General features: G+C 57.5%; 17 protein-coding genes and 1 pseudogene. 12 read left to right on the top strand and 6 right to left on the bottom strand.

Annotated elements, in window-relative coordinates; translation table 11 throughout:
• From ENZ74_RS34935 to ENZ74_RS04670, 6 genes and pseudogenes are all read right to left on the bottom strand, one after another.
• Positions 1-110 (bottom strand): annotated as a pseudogene (locus ENZ74_RS34935) (adenosine kinase); the annotation flags it as partial.
• Between the two features lie 100 nt (positions 111-210).
• Positions 211-1,386 carry a methionine adenosyltransferase gene (gene metK / locus ENZ74_RS04690; protein ID WP_063169265.1) on the bottom strand — a complete coding sequence of 392 codons (1,176 nt, stop codon included), beginning with the start codon at positions 1,384-1,386 and terminating at the stop codon, positions 211-213.
• 57 nt (positions 1,387-1,443) lie between these two features.
• On the bottom strand, positions 1,444-2,781 hold the full coding sequence (gene glyA / locus ENZ74_RS04685) for a serine hydroxymethyltransferase (protein ID WP_063169266.1): 1,338 nt from the start codon (positions 2,779-2,781) through the stop codon (positions 1,444-1,446).
• A gap of 37 nt (positions 2,782-2,818) precedes the next feature.
• Positions 2,819-3,163, bottom strand: coding sequence for a helix-turn-helix domain-containing protein (locus ENZ74_RS04680; RefSeq protein WP_082826567.1), 345 nt, complete (start codon positions 3,161-3,163; stop codon positions 2,819-2,821).
• A 1,056-nt stretch (positions 3,164-4,219) separates the two neighbouring features.
• Positions 4,220-6,154, bottom strand: coding sequence for an HrpF/NolX family T3SS translocon protein (locus ENZ74_RS04675; RefSeq protein ID WP_024505366.1), 1,935 nt, complete (start codon positions 6,152-6,154; stop codon positions 4,220-4,222).
• Between the two features lie 301 nt (positions 6,155-6,455).
• Complete coding sequence (locus ENZ74_RS04670) at positions 6,456-7,154, bottom strand: secretin N-terminal domain-containing protein (RefSeq protein ID WP_024505367.1); 699 nt, start codon at positions 7,152-7,154, stop codon at positions 6,456-6,458.
• A 187-nt stretch (positions 7,155-7,341) separates the two neighbouring features.
• Between ENZ74_RS04670 and ENZ74_RS04665 the strand changes: the two genes are divergently transcribed.
• The 12 genes from ENZ74_RS04665 to ENZ74_RS04610 form a co-directional block, all read left to right on the top strand.
• Positions 7,342-7,851 (top strand): nodulation protein NolB, encoded by a 510-nt coding sequence (locus ENZ74_RS04665; RefSeq protein WP_024505368.1) that lies wholly within the window; start codon positions 7,342-7,344, stop codon positions 7,849-7,851.
• A gap of 9 nt (positions 7,852-7,860) precedes the next feature.
• A complete protein-coding gene (gene sctJ / locus ENZ74_RS04660; protein WP_024505369.1) occupies positions 7,861-8,724 on the top strand; it encodes a type III secretion inner membrane ring lipoprotein SctJ in 864 nt (287 codons plus the stop codon).
• Positions 8,669-9,355, top strand: coding sequence for a nodulation protein NolU (locus tag ENZ74_RS04655; RefSeq protein WP_210326671.1), 687 nt, complete (start codon positions 8,669-8,671; stop codon positions 9,353-9,355). The genes sctJ and ENZ74_RS04655 overlap by 56 nt, the downstream gene beginning before the upstream one ends.
• Positions 9,352-9,975 (top strand): type III secretion system stator protein SctL, encoded by a 624-nt coding sequence (sctL, locus tag ENZ74_RS04650; RefSeq protein ID WP_024505371.1) that lies wholly within the window; start codon positions 9,352-9,354, stop codon positions 9,973-9,975. Before ENZ74_RS04655 ends, sctL begins: the two co-directional genes overlap by 4 nt.
• Positions 9,972-11,330: a type III secretion system ATPase SctN gene (gene sctN, locus ENZ74_RS04645; RefSeq protein WP_063169268.1), complete on the top strand. Its 1,359-nt coding sequence runs from the start codon at positions 9,972-9,974 to the stop codon at positions 11,328-11,330. The genes sctL and sctN overlap by 4 nt, the downstream gene beginning before the upstream one ends.
• Positions 11,306-11,818, top strand: coding sequence for a hypothetical protein (locus tag ENZ74_RS04640; protein ID WP_063169269.1), 513 nt, complete (start codon positions 11,306-11,308; stop codon positions 11,816-11,818). The genes sctN and ENZ74_RS04640 overlap by 25 nt, the downstream gene beginning before the upstream one ends.
• Before the next feature lie 89 nt (positions 11,819-11,907).
• Positions 11,908-12,936 (top strand): type III secretion system cytoplasmic ring protein SctQ, encoded by a 1,029-nt coding sequence (sctQ, locus tag ENZ74_RS04635; RefSeq protein ID WP_095769044.1) that lies wholly within the window; start codon positions 11,908-11,910, stop codon positions 12,934-12,936.
• A complete protein-coding gene (gene sctR / locus ENZ74_RS04630; protein ID WP_029354851.1) occupies positions 12,929-13,594 on the top strand; it encodes a type III secretion system export apparatus subunit SctR in 666 nt (221 codons plus the stop codon). The genes sctQ and sctR overlap by 8 nt, the downstream gene beginning before the upstream one ends.
• Before the next feature lie 2 nt (positions 13,595-13,596).
• On the top strand, positions 13,597-13,872 hold the full coding sequence (locus ENZ74_RS04625) for an EscS/YscS/HrcS family type III secretion system export apparatus protein (RefSeq protein WP_024505375.1): 276 nt from the start codon (positions 13,597-13,599) through the stop codon (positions 13,870-13,872).
• An 8-nt stretch (positions 13,873-13,880) separates the two neighbouring features.
• Entirely contained in the window at positions 13,881-14,699 is an 819-nt protein-coding gene (sctT, locus tag ENZ74_RS04620; RefSeq protein WP_063169270.1) for a type III secretion system export apparatus subunit SctT, read from the top strand.
• The gene (locus ENZ74_RS04615) at positions 14,696-15,733 is read left to right on the top strand and encodes an EscU/YscU/HrcU family type III secretion system export apparatus switch protein (RefSeq protein ID WP_024505377.1); all 1,038 of its coding nucleotides are present in this window, start codon (positions 14,696-14,698) and stop codon (positions 15,731-15,733) included. The genes sctT and ENZ74_RS04615 overlap by 4 nt, the downstream gene beginning before the upstream one ends.
• Before the next feature lie 355 nt (positions 15,734-16,088).
• Positions 16,089-16,673: Effector protein NopP (locus ENZ74_RS04610; protein ID WP_127312677.1), on the top strand; the 585-nt coding region annotated here is incomplete at its 3' end.

Raw genomic sequence — 16,673 nt, 5'->3', positions numbered from 1 at the left:
AGGTTCATCGCGCCCTTGATGATGCCGTTGGTCTCGAGGAATTCCTCGTCGCACTGGGCGATGATGTCGACAATGGCATTGCCGATGCAAAGCACGTCATAATCCGGCATCAAAATCTCCGCCAAAACCCGAGCCGGCTTCTTGCCACGCCGGCCGGGCGTGGTCTCGCGAGTTGAAATGGGTTGCCGCATGCGCTTGATCCAGCCGCCCTCACGCAGCTGCCGGTCCGGCTTCACGCAGCAAATCGTCAGCTTTGTCCGTCTTCTCCCAAGTGAACTCAGGCTCTTCACGCCCGAAGTGTCCGTATGTCGCCGTCTTGCGGTATATCGGCCGTAAGAGATCAAGCATCTTGATGATGCCTTTCGGTCGGAGATTGAAAACCTCGAGAACAAGGCGCTCGATCCTTTTTTCCTCGATCCTTGCGGTTCCGAAGGTATTGACCATGACAGAAACCGGACTGGCCACGCCGATCGCGTAGGCAAGCTGAACCTCGCAGACCTCCGCAAGGCCGCTGGCAACGATGTTCTTCGCGACATACCGGGCGGCATAGGCCGCCGAGCGGTCAACCTTGGATGGGTCCTTGCCCGAAAAGGCACCGCCGCCGTGACGCCCGGTCCCACCGTAGGAATCGACGATGATCTTCCGTCCTGTGAGGCCGCAGTCGCCGGCAGGCCCACCGACCACGAACCGCCCTGTTGGGTTGACCAGAAATCTGATCCCCGAAGTATCCAGGTGGGCCGGCAGGACCGGTTTTATGATCTCCTCAATGACGCCTTCGCGGACCGTGGCTTGTGAGACCGCTTCGTCATGCTGCGTTGACAGGACTATGGTATCCAGCGCCACCGGGCGGAGCCCTTCGTAGCGTACCGACACTTGAGATTTCACGTCCGGACGCAGCCAGCCAAGCTGTCCCGCTTTCCGGACCTCGGCCTGTCTTTTCGTCAAATGGTGAGCGAGTTGGATCGGCAGGGGCATCAATGTATCCGTCTCGTTGCATGCGAATCCAAACATGATGCCCTGATCCCCTGCCCCTTGCCCGAGATCCTGCCCTCGTCCTTCATCAACGCCCTGGCTTATGTCGGGCGACTGCTCGGTGAGGGCCAGAACGACGGCGCAACGTCGACCATCAAAGCCAATCGCATCATCGTCGTAGCCAATATCGAGTATCGTATCGCGGGCGACTTGGCTGTAATCGATGTGGGCATGGCTGGTGATCTCGCCAGCCACAACGACCATCCCCGTCTTCACCAACACTTCACAGGCGACGCGCGCCTTCGGATCGGTGCGCAGGACCGCATCGAGAATGGCATCGGAGATGTTGTCTGCCATCTTATCGGGGTGTCCCGCGCCGACGGATTCGGAAGAGAACACGAACTGCCTGGTCATAAAAATGCCCTCGCTTCAAGTGCTGGAGTTAGTGAGGAGTTTCTGGATTGGGGTGGCTTATCGGTCGGGGATGCCGGGAACATCGAACGCAGTGCAGAAGTCGGCAACGTCTCTTCGTACGCTCGCATGAACTTCCTGGTCATCGGGCTGGCGGCAGACCGAGTCGATGAAAGCGGCGATCTGCACCATCTCCGTTTCGCGCATGCCCATGGACGTCACCGCTGGTGTCCCTAAGCGGATGCCGCTTGTCAGCGCCGGATGCCGCCGGTCGCCCGGGACCATATTGAAATTCGCAATGATGCCTGCACGCGATAAGCGCTCCGCATAGGCTTTGCCTGACAGCGACCGGTCCCGAAGATCAAGGATCAGCATGTGATTGTCAGTGCCCCCGGTGACGAGTTCATAACCTCGCTCCAGAAGTGCCTGGGCCAGAGCCTTGGCGTTGTGGACGATCTGCTGACCGTAGACACGAAAGGACGAGTTCGCTGCTTCCTGCAAAGCGACGGCAAGCGCGGCGATAGTATTCATATGCGGTCCGCCTTGCAGAAGAGGGAACACGGCGCGGTCTATACGTTTGGCCAGATTGTGTTTGCTCTTCGGATGATGGAGGGGCTGATAACGGTCTTCATTCCTTGATAAAATGAAGCCACCCCGGGGACCGCGGATCGACTTGTGAGAGGTGCTGGTGACCACATCGCAATGGGACACGGGGTTCGGATGCACTCCTGCGACAACCAGGCCGCAGATGTGGGCGATGTCAGCCACCAGATACGAGTTCACCTCCGAAGCAATTTCGGCCATTGCCGCGTAGTCAAAAATACGCGGATAAGCAGTTCCGCCGACCCAAATTAGCTTCGGGCGTTCCCGCTTGGCGGTCTCGCGCAAGTGGTCATAGTCAATTTGCTGTGTCTTTTCGTGCAGCCTGTACGGGACGCGCTGATAATCGCTGCCGGAAAAATTGACGGACCAACCGTGAGTCAGATGGCCGCCTTCGGGTAAAGGCAAGCCCATGACTTTGTCACGGGGGCTCAAAAGCGCGCGATAGACAGCCTGGTTGGCTGGCGAGCCTGAATAAGGCTGGACGTTGGCATGTTCACTGCCAAATAGCGCTTTCAGGCGCTCGATCGCGAGGGTCTCAAGCTCATCGACGATCTCGTTTCCGGCGTAGTAGCGCGCACCGGGGTATCCCTCGGCATACTTGTTGGTGAAAATCGACCCGGTCGCTTCCAACACCGCCGAGGAGGCAAAGTTCTCGGAGGCGATCAGTTTGAGAGTTGTCCGCTCCTGACGCTCCTGTCTTAGAAGCAGTTCGTGAACGCGGGAGTCGACGGCGGCTAAGTGAGGCCGCCCGTAAGTGTCGGGCTGCGCGATGGCGCCGCCGGCGGAGTTATCCATGGTAGTCGCGCTCCATTTGGACTGATCTATTTCACGATCAAGCAGGCGGTCCCTTCAACCGCGCGTCTTGTATTGCTTCCAGGCGTTGTAGGTCTCTTTTATGATGGCCATCATCGTGGGGCAGGAGATCGACCACCAATTGAGCCAGCTCGCCATCCTTGCCTCCTGCTTGCATATGGTACGAAGACTGCGGACGTTGTTCGTTGCAGCAAAGAAAGTTGGCTCTGACCAGCCGCCGAACGTGGCGTCGAACCTGCTCGCGAGGCAGACCGGTAATATCGGCCAGCTCGCCGACGGTTAGATCCGCATGCGCGCAAAGGCCCAGGATTCGAAGGCGATCAAGATGCGCTGCCGTCCTTAGGCGATTTACCAGTGTCAACATTGGTTAGCATCAACCCGGACGGGATGCAGCAAGCCGCTAGCCCTTCTATCCCCATCAATCCGCATGAGACCTCTCTCGTCATTTGCTGTAAATCCGCTGGTATGGATGCTAATGGAAGATAGATCACAGTCCTTTCTACGACTAAGACGCCAGATATTGGGGCTAATGTACCACCTGACAGGAGACTACACTCACGAACATTATGTGAATTTTTTTTAACGTTGCTGAGAATCAAGGGGGAGGTTTGGCGAATGTCTCGCCGTCGACTGTCGAATCCTGCCCGACGGGATTATAGGGTGCGTAGCCTGCTTGTCCTTTCCACATGACCAGCGACGATGGGGCGAAGGCGGCAGACATAGCTCTGGAGCATGCTGCGGTATCTTTGGCCTGAAGCCGAGGAAGGCGGACCGTGGCTTCCGCGCCGCTGCCGGGAGCCCGCGAACAGGCCAAGTGGATCAGCCGGGTGTTGCCGTCATAGAGCGTGAGACCCAAAGCTGGCCAGCCGCGCCCTGAGGCTGACGCACCGCTCAGCGTCCACCTTGCTCTCGAAGCCCATCGGCATAGCGCCGATAACGACTTGACCGCGTGCGTGTCGACGAGCGATCGGTGAGCGCAAGGATCGAGGGTGCAGTGCAGGATAATGCTGTTTTAAATCAGCGCTGTTTTCAGCCGACTGCCTTGAGCGTGGCACGAGGATATAGGCCCAAGGCAGGAGATCATCGTCTGCTGTTCGGGAGGCCGCCCTGGGCGCGCGACAGCCGTTCCTTCGGCTGCGCCGCTCCGCCACCATCCGCGCCGTGCCTTCCGGAGACCATTCCCGCTACCGGCCGGCGCCCGTGAAAACCTCGACCCGGCGCACCGGCTCGAGATGGCTGGGCTCAGCGTAACTCTGAAGTCGTCATATACCGAAGTCTTCACAGACTTCGGACATCCCCCTCACAGTCCGATCCAGATGGCGTCAGGAACACCGCTTGCGTTGATGCGGATGAACCCCTGCTTGTGCCACAATGACCCTTATGTCAGCGCGCGAGCCAAAGCTTCCGCGCAAGGCGACGGCTAGGATAAGGCAATGCCGACGAAGGGCACATTGCTTGCCACACTCTGGAATGATGGCATGCTCGGAAGGCCTAGGCTTTGCTCAGGGCCGCCTGCAAGGCGCGCTTTGAGGTTATTCACATAGCCTTCTGCGTAGTCCTGCGCCGTCGAGACCGAAAGATCAATGCCTGCCGCCAAGGCCTCTTCCATCAGGTGCTTTACGAGCCCATTTCGAATGGCCAGCTTGACCTCGGGGCCTGCGATAAGGCCGATCGCCTGCGCGGCCATATTGAGGCCAGCTTCCTCCAGCGCTCGCTTCATATCGCCTCCGTTAATGGCCGTACGCAGGAGATTGGCTGCTTGCGACTCAGCCTCGAGAACCATCGAGGCAAGATCGGCTACTTGTCCGAGGCCCGGAATGAAGCTGAGCAGTCCCACCGCCGTTGCCGCCAAGTCGAGCACTTTCGTCTCGATTTTGAGCACGGAGTCGACGACGTGCATGACGGCCCCGCCGTTCTTTTTGGCTGACTTAATGTCAGGCTGGTCCATCAGGCCCATCTTCATGTCCGCGACGGCATTCTGCTCTTCTGCGGTTTGGGCGCCGTGGGTGATTGGCTGCTGAACGTTGCGGTTCGCAGACGACATGTTTGTGCAAAAATGGGCAAAGTCTTTTTTGCTGATATTGCCGGAATCAACCGTATGCCCGCCGCCAAAGTCGAAGAATTTATGATGGGTCTTATAGCCCGTGATCGAATTGTTCAGGAGGCCAAACAAAAGAGGATCTGAAAGGAGCTGAGAGGCTGCTTCCCGCACTTTCGGATCAAGGCTCTTGTCGTCTTTCATTTTCGCCAGTTTGTCGCGAGTCAGAACACCGCTTCCAAAGAACGTGTCCTGATGGTCCTTGATCATCTCGACCGTATTCAGCTCAGTTTGCGTGAGGCTCATCGACGATGAGGCGACTTGCAGGAAATCCTCTTTGTGCATCTTCCCTTTCGAGCCACCGCACAACTGGTTCCAAGCATCGGGGTGATCGAGGAAATATTGCGCCGCCGCAATGACCTGGGGCGGAAATTTGCCGTTTTTCGATTCGCCGCCGACCATTTTCTTGAACTCATCCAGACTCAGGTCCTTGGACAGATTTTCGGAGTACCGGTAAAACTCCCGCAAGGCATCGCTCAAGGTCATGACCGAAGGCTGCAAACCTCCGCTGCCGTCGGATGGTATGTAGTTCTGCTCGTAGCTTCGCGCTTGGGCTTCCTGAAATGCAGCAACTTGTGGGTGGTGGTTTGAAAATCCGGCCAAGTCCTTGGCGTTGATCTTGCCTCCACAGCGGCCGTCGCCCTGCGAGCCAATCGCATAAAAAAGTCCCGAATCCTGCTGCAGTCCCTGGATCGCCGCTTTCAGATCCGGTGGCGTAGAGGGATCATTGGCTTTGTCGGTCAACGACTTCCAAGTAAGCGGGCATTGGTCCTTGTGACGGTTGAGTACCGCAACAATCTGCAACTCAGCCGTGGTCAGCGACCCACCGTTCCACGTGATTCCGGGGCTCGGCCTGGGAGCCGGCTCGATCTTCGGAGTGACGCCGAGCAGATGTTGGGCTTCAGTCGCCTTGGAGCGTTGCGATTGGTCCTCCTTGAGAGCCGCCCTCATATTTGGCGGCAGCAGATCCAGTGGGTGTTGCTCCAAGCCATTCAATGTCAAGACATCCGGTGCCAGATGGCCCAAAGGGTCCTGCCGCAATTTATCCATTGTCGAATCAAGATTCGACGCTGGCAGATCCCCTTGCGCGAAAGAGCCGGGCTTGTCTGCCAGCACACAAGTGGACAGCATCGCTTCGAAGCACGATGCACTTTGCTGATGCTGGGTCGCAAAATGGGAAACTTTCAGGCCCGGCCAACCCCTTGCGGACTGTAGCGAATTTGAGCGGTAGAAAGTTGAAAGATTACTGGCCGACATTATGCATCCTCAGACGTGACGTTGAAATCCCCACAAGAGACCCCGACAGAAGATCCCTTGCGTTTCACAAAATTCGACAATTCCAAGCGTCGGCAGGTCACGAATGCGCCTGCCCTGCCTTCAATTGCTGTGTTCCGGGCCGGCTCCAAGGTTCGGTCCAACACAATGGCCGGAGTCACCGCGAGAGCTGCCGGGACTCATCATGAGCGGATTAGCTTTCGAGAAACTGACGAGTTTGCGAAGAGTTCACAAAGGGGTAGCCGCAGTCATGTTCTTCAGAGCTGCGGGAAATCCTCAATGTTCATTTCTTGCCCAGCTCAGGCTTCCCGCCAACGCTATCCTGTTGTGGGATGTCAGAAGAATAAGAAGCATCCGGTCGTCCGTCGCGAACGACCGTAGTGGAGGAGCCGCGAAACAAGATCAGCACTGATTCCTTTGGCGTTGCCGCTATGTGAGTCTGCGCCTGCGCCTGCGCCACCAAGCCGTTAAAGGTCTGCTCCACGAGTGCGACGAAGCGCGGTGGACCGGAAACGAAGACGAGGCCATTGCCTGGCACGGGTTTGACCACATAGCGCTCGTCGGAGATATCAAGCTTGTCGAGAGCCCCCTTGAACGCATCGAAGCGAATCGACGTCATCAAAAGCATTCGAGTTTGCGATTCTTGTGCAGCAGACACATAGAGCACAAGGCCGTCATAGTACCATTGTAGACCGTAAAGGTTCGTCAAGCGGTCGAGGAACGCGCGCGGTGGCAAATCAGGCATACGTCCGCGAATTCGCCCCTTCACCGCAGGACTGATGTTGACCCTGATATTCAGGTTGTTGCCGAATTCCTGCAACGCTGCAGCGAGCTCCTGATCCAGAACCGTGTATCTATAGGGTGTCGCCGGAAGGGACAGCGGGACTGCATGCGCCGGGTGAATCCCGGTGGACAGAAAAAACCCGGCACAAAGAAGTCTCAAAACATGCAGGGTGACGGGTTGGATAAGCGTTCTCGGCATGTCGCACTGATAAACCAAACGCTGAAATCATCACAAGTGACTAAATTGCCGAAGAGATTTTAGATTGTCGAAATGACGCCGCCGTTAGTCAGCTTGTTGTCAGCTTGCCCCCCTAGGAGTGTTGCGCCGACACCGGGTGATGAATGGGCGGGGCTCGCCCGGTCAGAGAGAGCAACCGAGTCCTTACATGATGATGCCTGTCACGTCGATCTCTGCCACTCTAACGGCTGGCCTCCCCAGGGTCGGATCACCGTCGATTGTCGAGCAGGCCCAGTTTGAGCGCGCCTTAGGGCATGCAGCCGACTCGCTGAAAAACGATGCCGCCGCGGGGCCAGCGAGTGCGGCGCCAGTTGCTGCGGCGATGGATGTTCAGCGCGCGGCTGCGCCGACGAGCGGCATGGGCGATCGCGTGTTGCAGACGATTTCCTCCCTATATCCACACAACACTGTTTCCTTCCCCGCGCTCGACCATGACATAGCCCTTTCGAAGGGCGCTCTACCGGGACCGGCGCAGAAGCTTCCCGTTCCAGGTGAGGCGGGAACCGGAATCTCGGGCATTCCCCAACAAGGGCAAGACTTCGAAACGATGATGGCTGGTCTTCGGGATGTTTACAACGGCGTCACCCAGGTGGCGCTTATCTCCAAAGGCGTCAGCGGCGTCACATCATCCGTGAATAAACTTTTGAAGGAAGGCTGAACCGCGCGCATGATTGGCTTGGCCGAGGGCGAAATCATGCGTGGCCTGTCAGGGTGGCGGTCGGTTAGACTTGTCATGCTGCCAGTTCTCGTCGCCCTCACTGCTTGCAAAGCCGACCTCTACACGCAATTGCAAGAGCGTGAGGCAAATGAAATGCTCGCACTTCTTGAAGACAACGGGGTCGCCGCGATCCGGGTGGTCGCCAAGGATGGAACCAGCACGATCCAGGTTGACGAAAAGCTGCTCGCCTTCTCAATCAACCTTCTGAACGCCAAGGGGCTGCCGCGCCAATCCTTCAAGAACCTCGGTGAGATATTCCAAGGATCAGGCCTGATTGCCTCGCCGACCGAAGAGCGTGCCCGTTACGTGTATGCCCTGAGCGAAGAGTTGTCGCGGACGATCAGCGATATCGATGGCGTTTTTTCTGTACGTGTTCACGTCGTGCTGCCGCATAACGACCTTGTGCGAGCCGGTGCCACGCCATCCTCGGCCTCGGTGTTTATCAGGCACGACGCAAAAACAAATGTCGCGGCTCTGCTGCCAAAGATAAAGATGCTTGTAGCCGACAGCATCGAAGGCCTGTCCTACGATAAGGTGGAAGTGGTTTTGGTGCCGGTAGAACGTTCCGCACACGAGCAACGGCCCGATCCGACTGCTGTTTTGCCACAAGCATCACTACCTCTTCCTGCGCCACTTCTGGCGACCGTAACAGGTTTTGCCGCAGCCGTATTCGCCGTGGCCTGTTATCTCTTGATCGGCGTTGTTACGCGTCGGCGCAAGCAATCAACCGGCGTTTCCAAGGTCGAGGGGCGCCGGGATGCTTCTGCTGTCGAGGCCATTCGCAAAAGAATGCCTGCAATTGGACGTGGGTGACATCTCATTGCCAATGCCTATACAGACCGCCCGACCTGATGGTCCGCACTTTCCGGGCGCGAGCGAGCTTGCGGCTTCGGCCCATCCAACCCGTCTTGCGGCGCGTCTTGATCCAGCGTTATCGGCCGAAACGTTAGTGAAGTTGCAGAAGTGTTCCAGACTGCATCCAAGGCTGGCAGAATTGCTGGGCAACGATGACGTGGATCTGAACCACATCGGCTGCAGGCCGGACCTTCTACGCGGGCATGATCCATATCGAGCGACCCTTCTTGCTGGTAGTATCTGGCATGCCCGTTCGCTGGTCGCGTTTGTCTCTCAGCCTGAGCTTGCCATCCTTGTTAAACGCATCGGCGTGGATGCACACGCATTCGGAATCCGACACCTGCTGCATGCTGTTGACAAAAGACTGATCTCGGACCCAGAAAAACTCGCTCAGCAAATCGAATACGATGGACACGCATGTCTTGGAGCTTGGCTCCAGGACAGTTCAGCGACCGAGCGTAACCGCGTGCTTCTTCGATTGCCCGAGGGGACTGCCGCGGAGACTCCAGCACATGAGCATTGGACCGCCGCCGGCCAATTGCTTTCACTTGTAGTAGCTCATTTTGAGACAGAGACCCCGGTGAAATGACAGTCGAACTTTCCGAGGGGCCAATAGCGCCGCAGATGCGTCCAGTCGGACCACTGATACCCGCGAGCGAGCTCGAAACCTGGCACAGCGCCGCGCAAGCCCTTGCCGCGGCAGAACGGCATCGGCAGCGCGTTCGAAACTGGGCACGCGCGGTTTACCAGCGGGCGTGGGCGCGCGGCCACATGGAGGGCTCGAATGCAGGCACCGAGGAGATGGCAGGGTTGATTGCGGAGACAATCTCCGAAATCGCGCGACGAAAGGCGGCTCTGGAGCAGGAATTGCCGCAGCTCGTGATGGAAATATTGAGCGATCTTATCGGCGCTTTCGATCCGGGCGAGCTATTGGTGAGGGCTGTTCGTCACGCCATAGAGTGTCAATACAGCGGCGCCGACGTTTGCCTTCATGTTTCTCCCATGCAAGTCGACATGCTTGCACGAGAGTTTGCTCGATGCGACGGCCAGGATGGTCGACCAAGGGTGCGGATCGAGCCCGACCCGACATTGTCGCCGCAACGCTGCGTGCTGTGGAGCGAGTACGGCAATGTTGACCTTGGACTTGACGCCCAGATGCGCGCGCTGCGCCTTGGTTTCGGGACGCTCTGTGAGAAAGGCGAGCTATGAGAAAGCCCGTCCCAGAACATAACGCTGACGCCCACACTCGAGCTCTCGTTCCAGCAATCTCGTCTTTGAGGGCTGCGGCCAAGCGAATTGACACGCGTGCGGTGCGCGGTCGGATCACGCGGGCTATCGGCACACTGGTTCATGCCGTCTTGCCAGACACTCGTATTGGGGAACTTTGCCTCCTAGAGGACCCGCGAACCGGGCTGTCGCTCGAGGCCGAGGTGATCGGCCTGTCGGGTGATGGTGTATTGCTGACACCGATCGGGGACTTGGTGGGCCTATCCAGCCGCGCAGAGGTCGTGGCCACTGGCCGAATGCGTGAGGTGCCCGTCGGCGGCGATTTGCTCGGTCGCGTGATCGACAGTCGTTGCCGCCCATTGGACGGCAAAGGCGAAATCAAGACCGTCGAAACTCGGCCCCTGCATGGCAGAGCCCCCAATCCGATGACGAGGCGCATGATTGAGCGGCCATTCCCGCTTGGGGTCCGTGTCCTCGATGGTCTGCTGACGTGCGGCGAGGGCCAGCGGATCGGGATTTATGGCGAGCCAGGTGGTGGCAAGTCGACGCTGTTGTCACAGATCGTAAAGGGTGCCGCCGCTGACGTCGTCATAGTGGCGCTCATAGGCGAACGTGGACGGGAAGTTCGTGAATTCATCGAAAGGAATCTTGGTGAAGAGGGCCTTCTCCGTACGGTCGTCGTGGTTGAAACATCCGACCGCTCGGCGGTAGAGCGTGCGCAATGCGCTCCAATGGCGACTGCGCTCGCGGAATATTTCCGCGATCAAGGCCTACGCGTTGCTCTCATGCTGGATTCGCTGACGCGCTTCTGCCGCGCTATGCGCGAAATAGGCCTTGCTGCGGGTGAGCCGCCGACGCGACGGGGCTTTCCTCCTTCCGTTTTTGGCATGCTGCCAGGCCTGCTCGAGCGCGCCGGCATGGGTGAGCGGGGCTCAATCACGGCCTTCTATACGGTGCTTGTAGAGGGTGATGGCACGGGTGATCCAATCGCCGAGGAATCGCGTGGTATTCTCGATGGCCATGTCATCCTCTCACGCGCTATTGCGGCGCGATCGCATTTCCCCGCTATTGATGTGCTGCAGAGTCGCAGCCGCGTCATGGATGCAGTCGTTTCGGGGACACATCGCAAGGCAGCATCCATTTTCCGCGAGCTCCTGTCGCGCTATGCCGAGACCGAGTTCTTGATCAATGTTGGCGAATACAAGCCAGGTGGAGATCCCCTGACTGACCGGGCTGTCGCGTCAATCGACGAACTGAGGGAGTTTCTGCGCCAGAGCGAAGATGACGCGTCAGATTTCGAGGAGACGGTCGCATGGATGTCGCGTCTGACCGCGTAAACTGGATTCAGTCTTCGAGTATACGGCTTCTGAAGGAAATGCAAGAGCGTCGTGCCCTTGGCGAGCTGTCCAAGAAGGAAGCCCAGCGCGATGTGGCCGCCTCAGCCGTACAAAATGCCTCTAGGGAGCTTGCAATGATACAGCAACATTGTTCAAGAAAAGAAGCAGCGCTCTATCAGCATCTGATGTCACTCGACAACTTGTCTAGCGCAGCGCTCGACCGTCACCGCCTTCACACTGAACAACTTGCCGCTGAGATCAATTCCAGACGGCAGATGCTTGATGATACCCAAATCGCTCAAGAGGAGGCTGAGATGGCGGCGTCCAGGACGAGGGAGCTATGGGTCATATGTTCGGCGGCAAGGGACAAATGGCAACAAATCGAGGACGACGTGCGGCGCGCCGTCGAGACTCATTCGGAGGCCGCAGCCGAGATCGAGGCCGACGATGAGATACTGCTGAAATATGCGAGGGGGTCGCTTGCCTAAATGCCGCGCAACCGGATCCGACGGTCGCAAGAGGTCGTCCGAATGACACGACCGTGCAGTCTTTGATAGGCGCTGCGGTCACACCCGCCATGTTCGAACCAGTTCTGAAACTGTCCCACACGGTTGTCTCGTGGCTCAATGATACAGCAGCGCCGCGCACGCCGTTTCAAAGCCGGATCAACGAGGTGCCGCTATCGGTGCGAACGGCAGGGCTTGTCTGGCAGCAGGAACCTGCTGCCATTCCGATGCTTGACTGCGTCTGGAGAGTGGGAGCCGAAACGGTCATCTTGTCACTGTCGCGCCCGCTCGTAGAGGAGTTCATCACGACAGTGCAGAACGGCTTGGCCTTCCCTTCCGAGCCAACTGCTTCGCTAATTCTCGAACTCGCTCTGGAGCCGCTTGTCACTCGACTGGAGGAGACGACGCGTCTGAACGTGCAACTCGTGCGGGTATGCGAAGCCACGATGCTGGCTCCTCATCTTGAACTCGACATCATTTTCGGCGCGGTCAAGGGCAAGGGCCGTCTATTCCTGTTCACGCCACTTGACGGCTTAGTACCGCCTGCGTTTCGCGCGCTAGGCGAACTGCTTGCCCAGTTGCCGCGGCAGCTGGGCGGGCTGCCTCCAGAGCTCCCGCTCATTGTTGCAGGAGAGGTCGGCACGCTTCGCCTTCCTGCGGCGCTTCTTCGAAGCGCATGTGTCGGTGATGCATTGTTGCCCGATATTGCGCCGTTCGGCCGCGGCCAGATCACCCTAGCTGTCGGCCAGTTGTGCGCCGAGGCGGATCTTGACGGCGATGAATTAATCTTGCGGGGGCCTTTCCGCCCGCGACCGTGTCCTTTGGAGAGTGCGCATATGACACAACCCGGATCGCAACTGGAGCTTACTAAGGATCTCGACGATGTCGAGATCGTGCTTGTCTTTGAATGCGGCCGCTGGCCTATTTCTCTTGGGGAATTAAGAAGTGCCGGCGAAGGGCATATTTTTGAACTTGGATGGCCGATCGACGGCCCGGTCGACATAGTGGCCAATGGTCAGCGTATCGGGCGTGGCGACATTGTCCGCATCGGAGAAGAGCTGGGCATCAGGCTCCGTGGCGGGTTTGCATGCAATGAGTGAAGCTCAGCCGACAATCCTGGCGCTTCTTGCGGTTACCGCCGGACTCGGTCTGCTGGTTTTAGCAGTTGCCACGACAACGGCCTTTGTAAAGGTATCAATTGTTCTTTTCCTCGTCCGCAATGCGCTCGGGACCCAGACCATACCACCCAATGTGGTGCTGTACGCCGCGGCGATGATCCTCACTATGTTCGTTAGTGCGCCCGTTGCTGAGCAGACCTATGACCGCATGTCGGATCCCAAGCTCCACTATCAGACATTCGACGACTGGGTAAGCGCCGCTAAAGCCGGAAGTGAGCCCTTGCGCGAGCATCTCAAGAAATTCACAAATGAAGAGCAGCGGCGATTTTTCCTATCTTCGACAGAAAAGGTCTGGCCAGAGGAAATGCACGCTGCAGCCACGCCTGATGACTTTGCAATACTTGTACCATCTTTCTTGCTATCAGAATTGAAGCGCGGATTTGAGATAGGATTTCTACTTTATCTGCCTTTTATTGTTATAGATCTGATAGTGACAACTATCTTGATGGCAATGGGTATGTCGATGGTCTCACCAACTGTTATATCTGTTCCGTTCAAGATCTTCTTGTTTGTTGCCATTGATGGTTGGTCAAAATTGATGCATGGGCTTGTGCTGAGTTATACGTTACCGGGAGGCTGATCATCACTGAATCCAGCATCATTACTCTTATGAGCCAATCACTGGTGGTTTTCATGATCTGGATTCTACCGCCGCTCATTGCATCAGTGGTTGTCGGCCTCGTCATCGGCATCCTCCAGGCGGCGACGCAGATCCAGGATGAAAGCTTGCCGCTCACCGTGAAGCTTCTGGTCGTTGTCGCGGTGATTGGGCTGTTTGCTCCTGTGCTAAGCGCCCCGCTCATAGAGCTAGCCGATCAGATCTTCACCGAGTTTCCCGCAATGACACTTAGCTACTAGTCCGCCCCATGGACGCGCCATCGGCCGATATTCAAATTCTGATCCAGACGGCTTTCGAACTCGTCGTTGCGGCAGGTCTTGGGGCAGCCCGCGCGATGGGCATCATGCTGATCTTTCCCGTATTCACACGCTCGCAGATCAGTGGGCTGATCCGGGGCTGTTTGGCTGTTGGCTTCGCACTACCATGCCTGGCACACGTCAGCGGCGGATTGCCGGCGCTGGATCCTGATACGCGCCTGATCCAGCTAACCCTGCTCGGATTCAAGGAAGTTTTTGTCGGTGTACTCCTTGGCACTTTTCTTGGCATTCCGCTTTGGGGCCTTCAGGCTGCCGGGGAGCTTATCGACAACCAACGCGGCATCAGCAGCCCGACCGCTTCGGCCGATCCCGCGACGAACAGTCAGGCTTCCGCGATGGGCGTTTTTCTGGGGATCACTGCGATTGCCATATTCGTCGGATCAGGAGGCCTGGAAACTTTGATCAGTGTCCTGTACCGCAGCTACTTGATCTGGCCGGTGTATCAGTTTCACCCGACACTGAGCGGGCCAGGAGCAATGGAGTTGTTGGGGCTTCTCGACAGCATAATGCGCACGGCATTATTGGTTTCGGGGCCTGTCGTGTTCTTCCTGATACTGATTGATATATCGATGATGCTGCTGCGTCGCTTTGCCCCGCAATTTAAGGCGAGCCAACTGTCTCCGGCAATCAAGAACATTGTCTTTCCAGTTCTCATGGTCACCTACGCTGCCTATCTGGTGGAGAGCATGAAACTGGAGGTCACACGTGCCAACGGCGTGCTGGAGTGGTTCGACAAATTGCTGCCATGAGCGACACAAGTGAAGAGAAGACACACGCCGCCAGCCCGAAGAAGTTAAGTGAAGCGCGCAAAAAAGGACAGCTGCCACGTAGCTCCGATTTCGTCCGCGCGGTCGGGACTTGCGCTGGGCTCGGCTACCTTTGGCTAAGAGGCAGCGTGATCGAGGACAAATGCCGGGAAGCGCTCCTATTAGCCACCAAGTTGCAGAGCCTACCTTTCGATACCGCGGTGCCGCAGGCATTGGTTGTGCTCGTCCAACTCACAGTCGCGGCTGTTGGCCCGCTGCTTGGAACCCTTGTCGCCGCGGTGATTTTGGCCAGCCTGCTAGCCAATGGTGGATTTGTCTTCTCTCTGGAGCCGATGAAGCTCAGCTTTAAGAAAATTGACCCCTTTGAAGGGCTGAAGCGCTTGGGGTCTGCTCGTTCCATGGTCGAAGTCTGCAAGACCATGTTCAAGGTATTGGTTCTCAGCGCAACCTTTTCCATTGTCCTTCTCGGGATGTGGAAGACAATGGTCCCTCTGCCGATCTGCGGCATGGGCTGTGTTGGCCTCATCTTTATGGAGACAAAATTGCTGATGGGAATTGGCGCCGGCGCACTGCTGGTCGGCGGACTGATCGATCTTCTGCTCCAGCGCGCGTTGTATCTGCGCGAAATGCGCATGACCAATACCGAAGTGACGCGCGAGTCGAAGGATCAGCAAGGAGCGCCAGAGTTGAAAGGTGAACAGCGTCGCATCCGCGAGGAGGCGGCCGACGAGCCTGCGCTTGGCGTGCATCGCGCCACGCTGGTCTTAACAGGAAGGGCGGTCCTGATCGGTCTGCGTTACGTTCGCGGTGAAACCGGGGTGCCGTTCTTAGTTTGCCGTGCCGAAGGTGAGCGCGTTTCACATGTGTTGAGCGAGGCGCGGGCACTACGCCTGACGATCGTCCATGACCATGTCTTAGCGCGTCAGCTGATAGGCACTACAAAACTCGGCCACGCGGTTCCTATGCAATATTTCCAGCCTGTCGCGAAAGCATTCTTTGCCGCAGGCTTGGCCTAGTCATGGAAGTCCACGACTGCCCAGTTCAAAACTGACCTGGCTCCATGCTAGTGGCAAATGTCGGCTGGCCATCCGTGCCCCAGTGTCTCTGTCAGGCCAACCGCGCAACCGCGGGCCTGGGGCAATCACTCCCCTCGGATCTGCCACCCAGCAACTACGGCAAGTCCTCCGGGCATGACCTTGCAGCCTCTGCTGGCCGGTGCGTGGCGCAGTCCGAGGTTTTGAGGCCGGCAGTGCGGATTTGATTGGTGCAGCCGTTGGAATGCCCTCGTCAGCTAGTCGTCAACTAAGCGCCCTATGTTGAACAGCCGTGCTAACTTGAGCTCGGTTGCGAAACATAGGAGTACGAATCGTCATGTATGGTCGAATTGGTGGCTCATCCGATAGTTACCGCGCGCATAATGCCGGCGAGCAATCGGATGCAGGAAGCGAAGGGTTCGCGGACACATTTGCCCGAATGCACTTATCCGGATCGGAAGGTAGCGGCGCCTCATCATCGGCGGCTCCCCAAGCATACTCCCTCAATTCCCGACCTCCTGTGGTGGAGATCAACAGGACTTCCTTCAGGAGACAGGTGAGGCAATTTCATGGTGATGAAATCACGCACATCGCCGACAATCCTCAAGAGTATTCGGAGTTCGTATCGTCACGAGCCAGGCGCACCGCGGACGTTGCTCAGCAATATGGCATCCGTCGAGATACGGAGCACGCGCGATATTTCAGTTACCAATTGGGAGACCGGAGTGCCGGACTGCTGAGAATGGAAGGCGGATTCAGCATGAACGAGTTCGAATCGGAAAGTTGGCGGGAACAATTTCCTGGTCGAACTGAGGTCACTTCCATAGTGGATCTTCAAGTCGCCCATCCGCTCGTCGAAAATGCGGGCGATATTCTGCTGGAGCATCAACTTCGGATAGACGGCGACCGACCGTTGCTGAAT

Source organism: Mesorhizobium sp. M7A.F.Ca.CA.002.15.2.1, from assembly GCF_003998715.1.
GTDB lineage: Bacteria > Pseudomonadota > Alphaproteobacteria > Rhizobiales > Rhizobiaceae > Mesorhizobium > Mesorhizobium ciceri.
This window is presented reverse-complemented; position numbering and strand designations above follow the sequence as displayed.

Excerpts from the sequence above, each read along its gene's own strand:
- metK (WP_063169265.1), bottom strand. The coding sequence starts at position 1,386 with ATGACCAGGCAGTTCGTGTTCTCTTCCGAATCCGTCGGCGCGGGACAC.
- glyA (WP_063169266.1), bottom strand. The coding sequence starts at position 2,781 with ATGGATAACTCCGCCGGCGGCGCCATCGCGCAGCCCGACACTTACGGG.
- ENZ74_RS04680 (WP_082826567.1), bottom strand. The coding sequence starts at position 3,163 with ATGTTGACACTGGTAAATCGCCTAAGGACGGCAGCGCATCTTGATCGC.
- ENZ74_RS04675 (WP_024505366.1), bottom strand. The coding sequence starts at position 6,154 with ATGTCGGCCAGTAATCTTTCAACTTTCTACCGCTCAAATTCGCTACAG.
- ENZ74_RS04670 (WP_024505367.1), bottom strand. The coding sequence starts at position 7,154 with ATGCCGAGAACGCTTATCCAACCCGTCACCCTGCATGTTTTGAGACTT.
- ENZ74_RS04665 (WP_024505368.1), top strand. The coding sequence starts at position 7,342 with ATGATGATGCCTGTCACGTCGATCTCTGCCACTCTAACGGCTGGCCTC.
- sctJ (WP_024505369.1), top strand. The coding sequence starts at position 7,861 with ATGATTGGCTTGGCCGAGGGCGAAATCATGCGTGGCCTGTCAGGGTGG.
- ENZ74_RS04655 (WP_210326671.1), top strand. The coding sequence starts at position 8,669 with ATGCTTCTGCTGTCGAGGCCATTCGCAAAAGAATGCCTGCAATTGGAC.
- sctL (WP_024505371.1), top strand. The coding sequence starts at position 9,352 with ATGACAGTCGAACTTTCCGAGGGGCCAATAGCGCCGCAGATGCGTCCA.
- sctN (WP_063169268.1), top strand. The coding sequence starts at position 9,972 with ATGAGAAAGCCCGTCCCAGAACATAACGCTGACGCCCACACTCGAGCT.
- ENZ74_RS04640 (WP_063169269.1), top strand. The coding sequence starts at position 11,306 with ATGGATGTCGCGTCTGACCGCGTAAACTGGATTCAGTCTTCGAGTATA.
- sctQ (WP_095769044.1), top strand. The coding sequence starts at position 11,908 with ATGTTCGAACCAGTTCTGAAACTGTCCCACACGGTTGTCTCGTGGCTC.
- sctR (WP_029354851.1), top strand. The coding sequence starts at position 12,929 with ATGAGTGAAGCTCAGCCGACAATCCTGGCGCTTCTTGCGGTTACCGCC.
- sctT (WP_063169270.1), top strand. The coding sequence starts at position 13,881 with ATGGACGCGCCATCGGCCGATATTCAAATTCTGATCCAGACGGCTTTC.
- ENZ74_RS04615 (WP_024505377.1), top strand. The coding sequence starts at position 14,696 with ATGAGCGACACAAGTGAAGAGAAGACACACGCCGCCAGCCCGAAGAAG.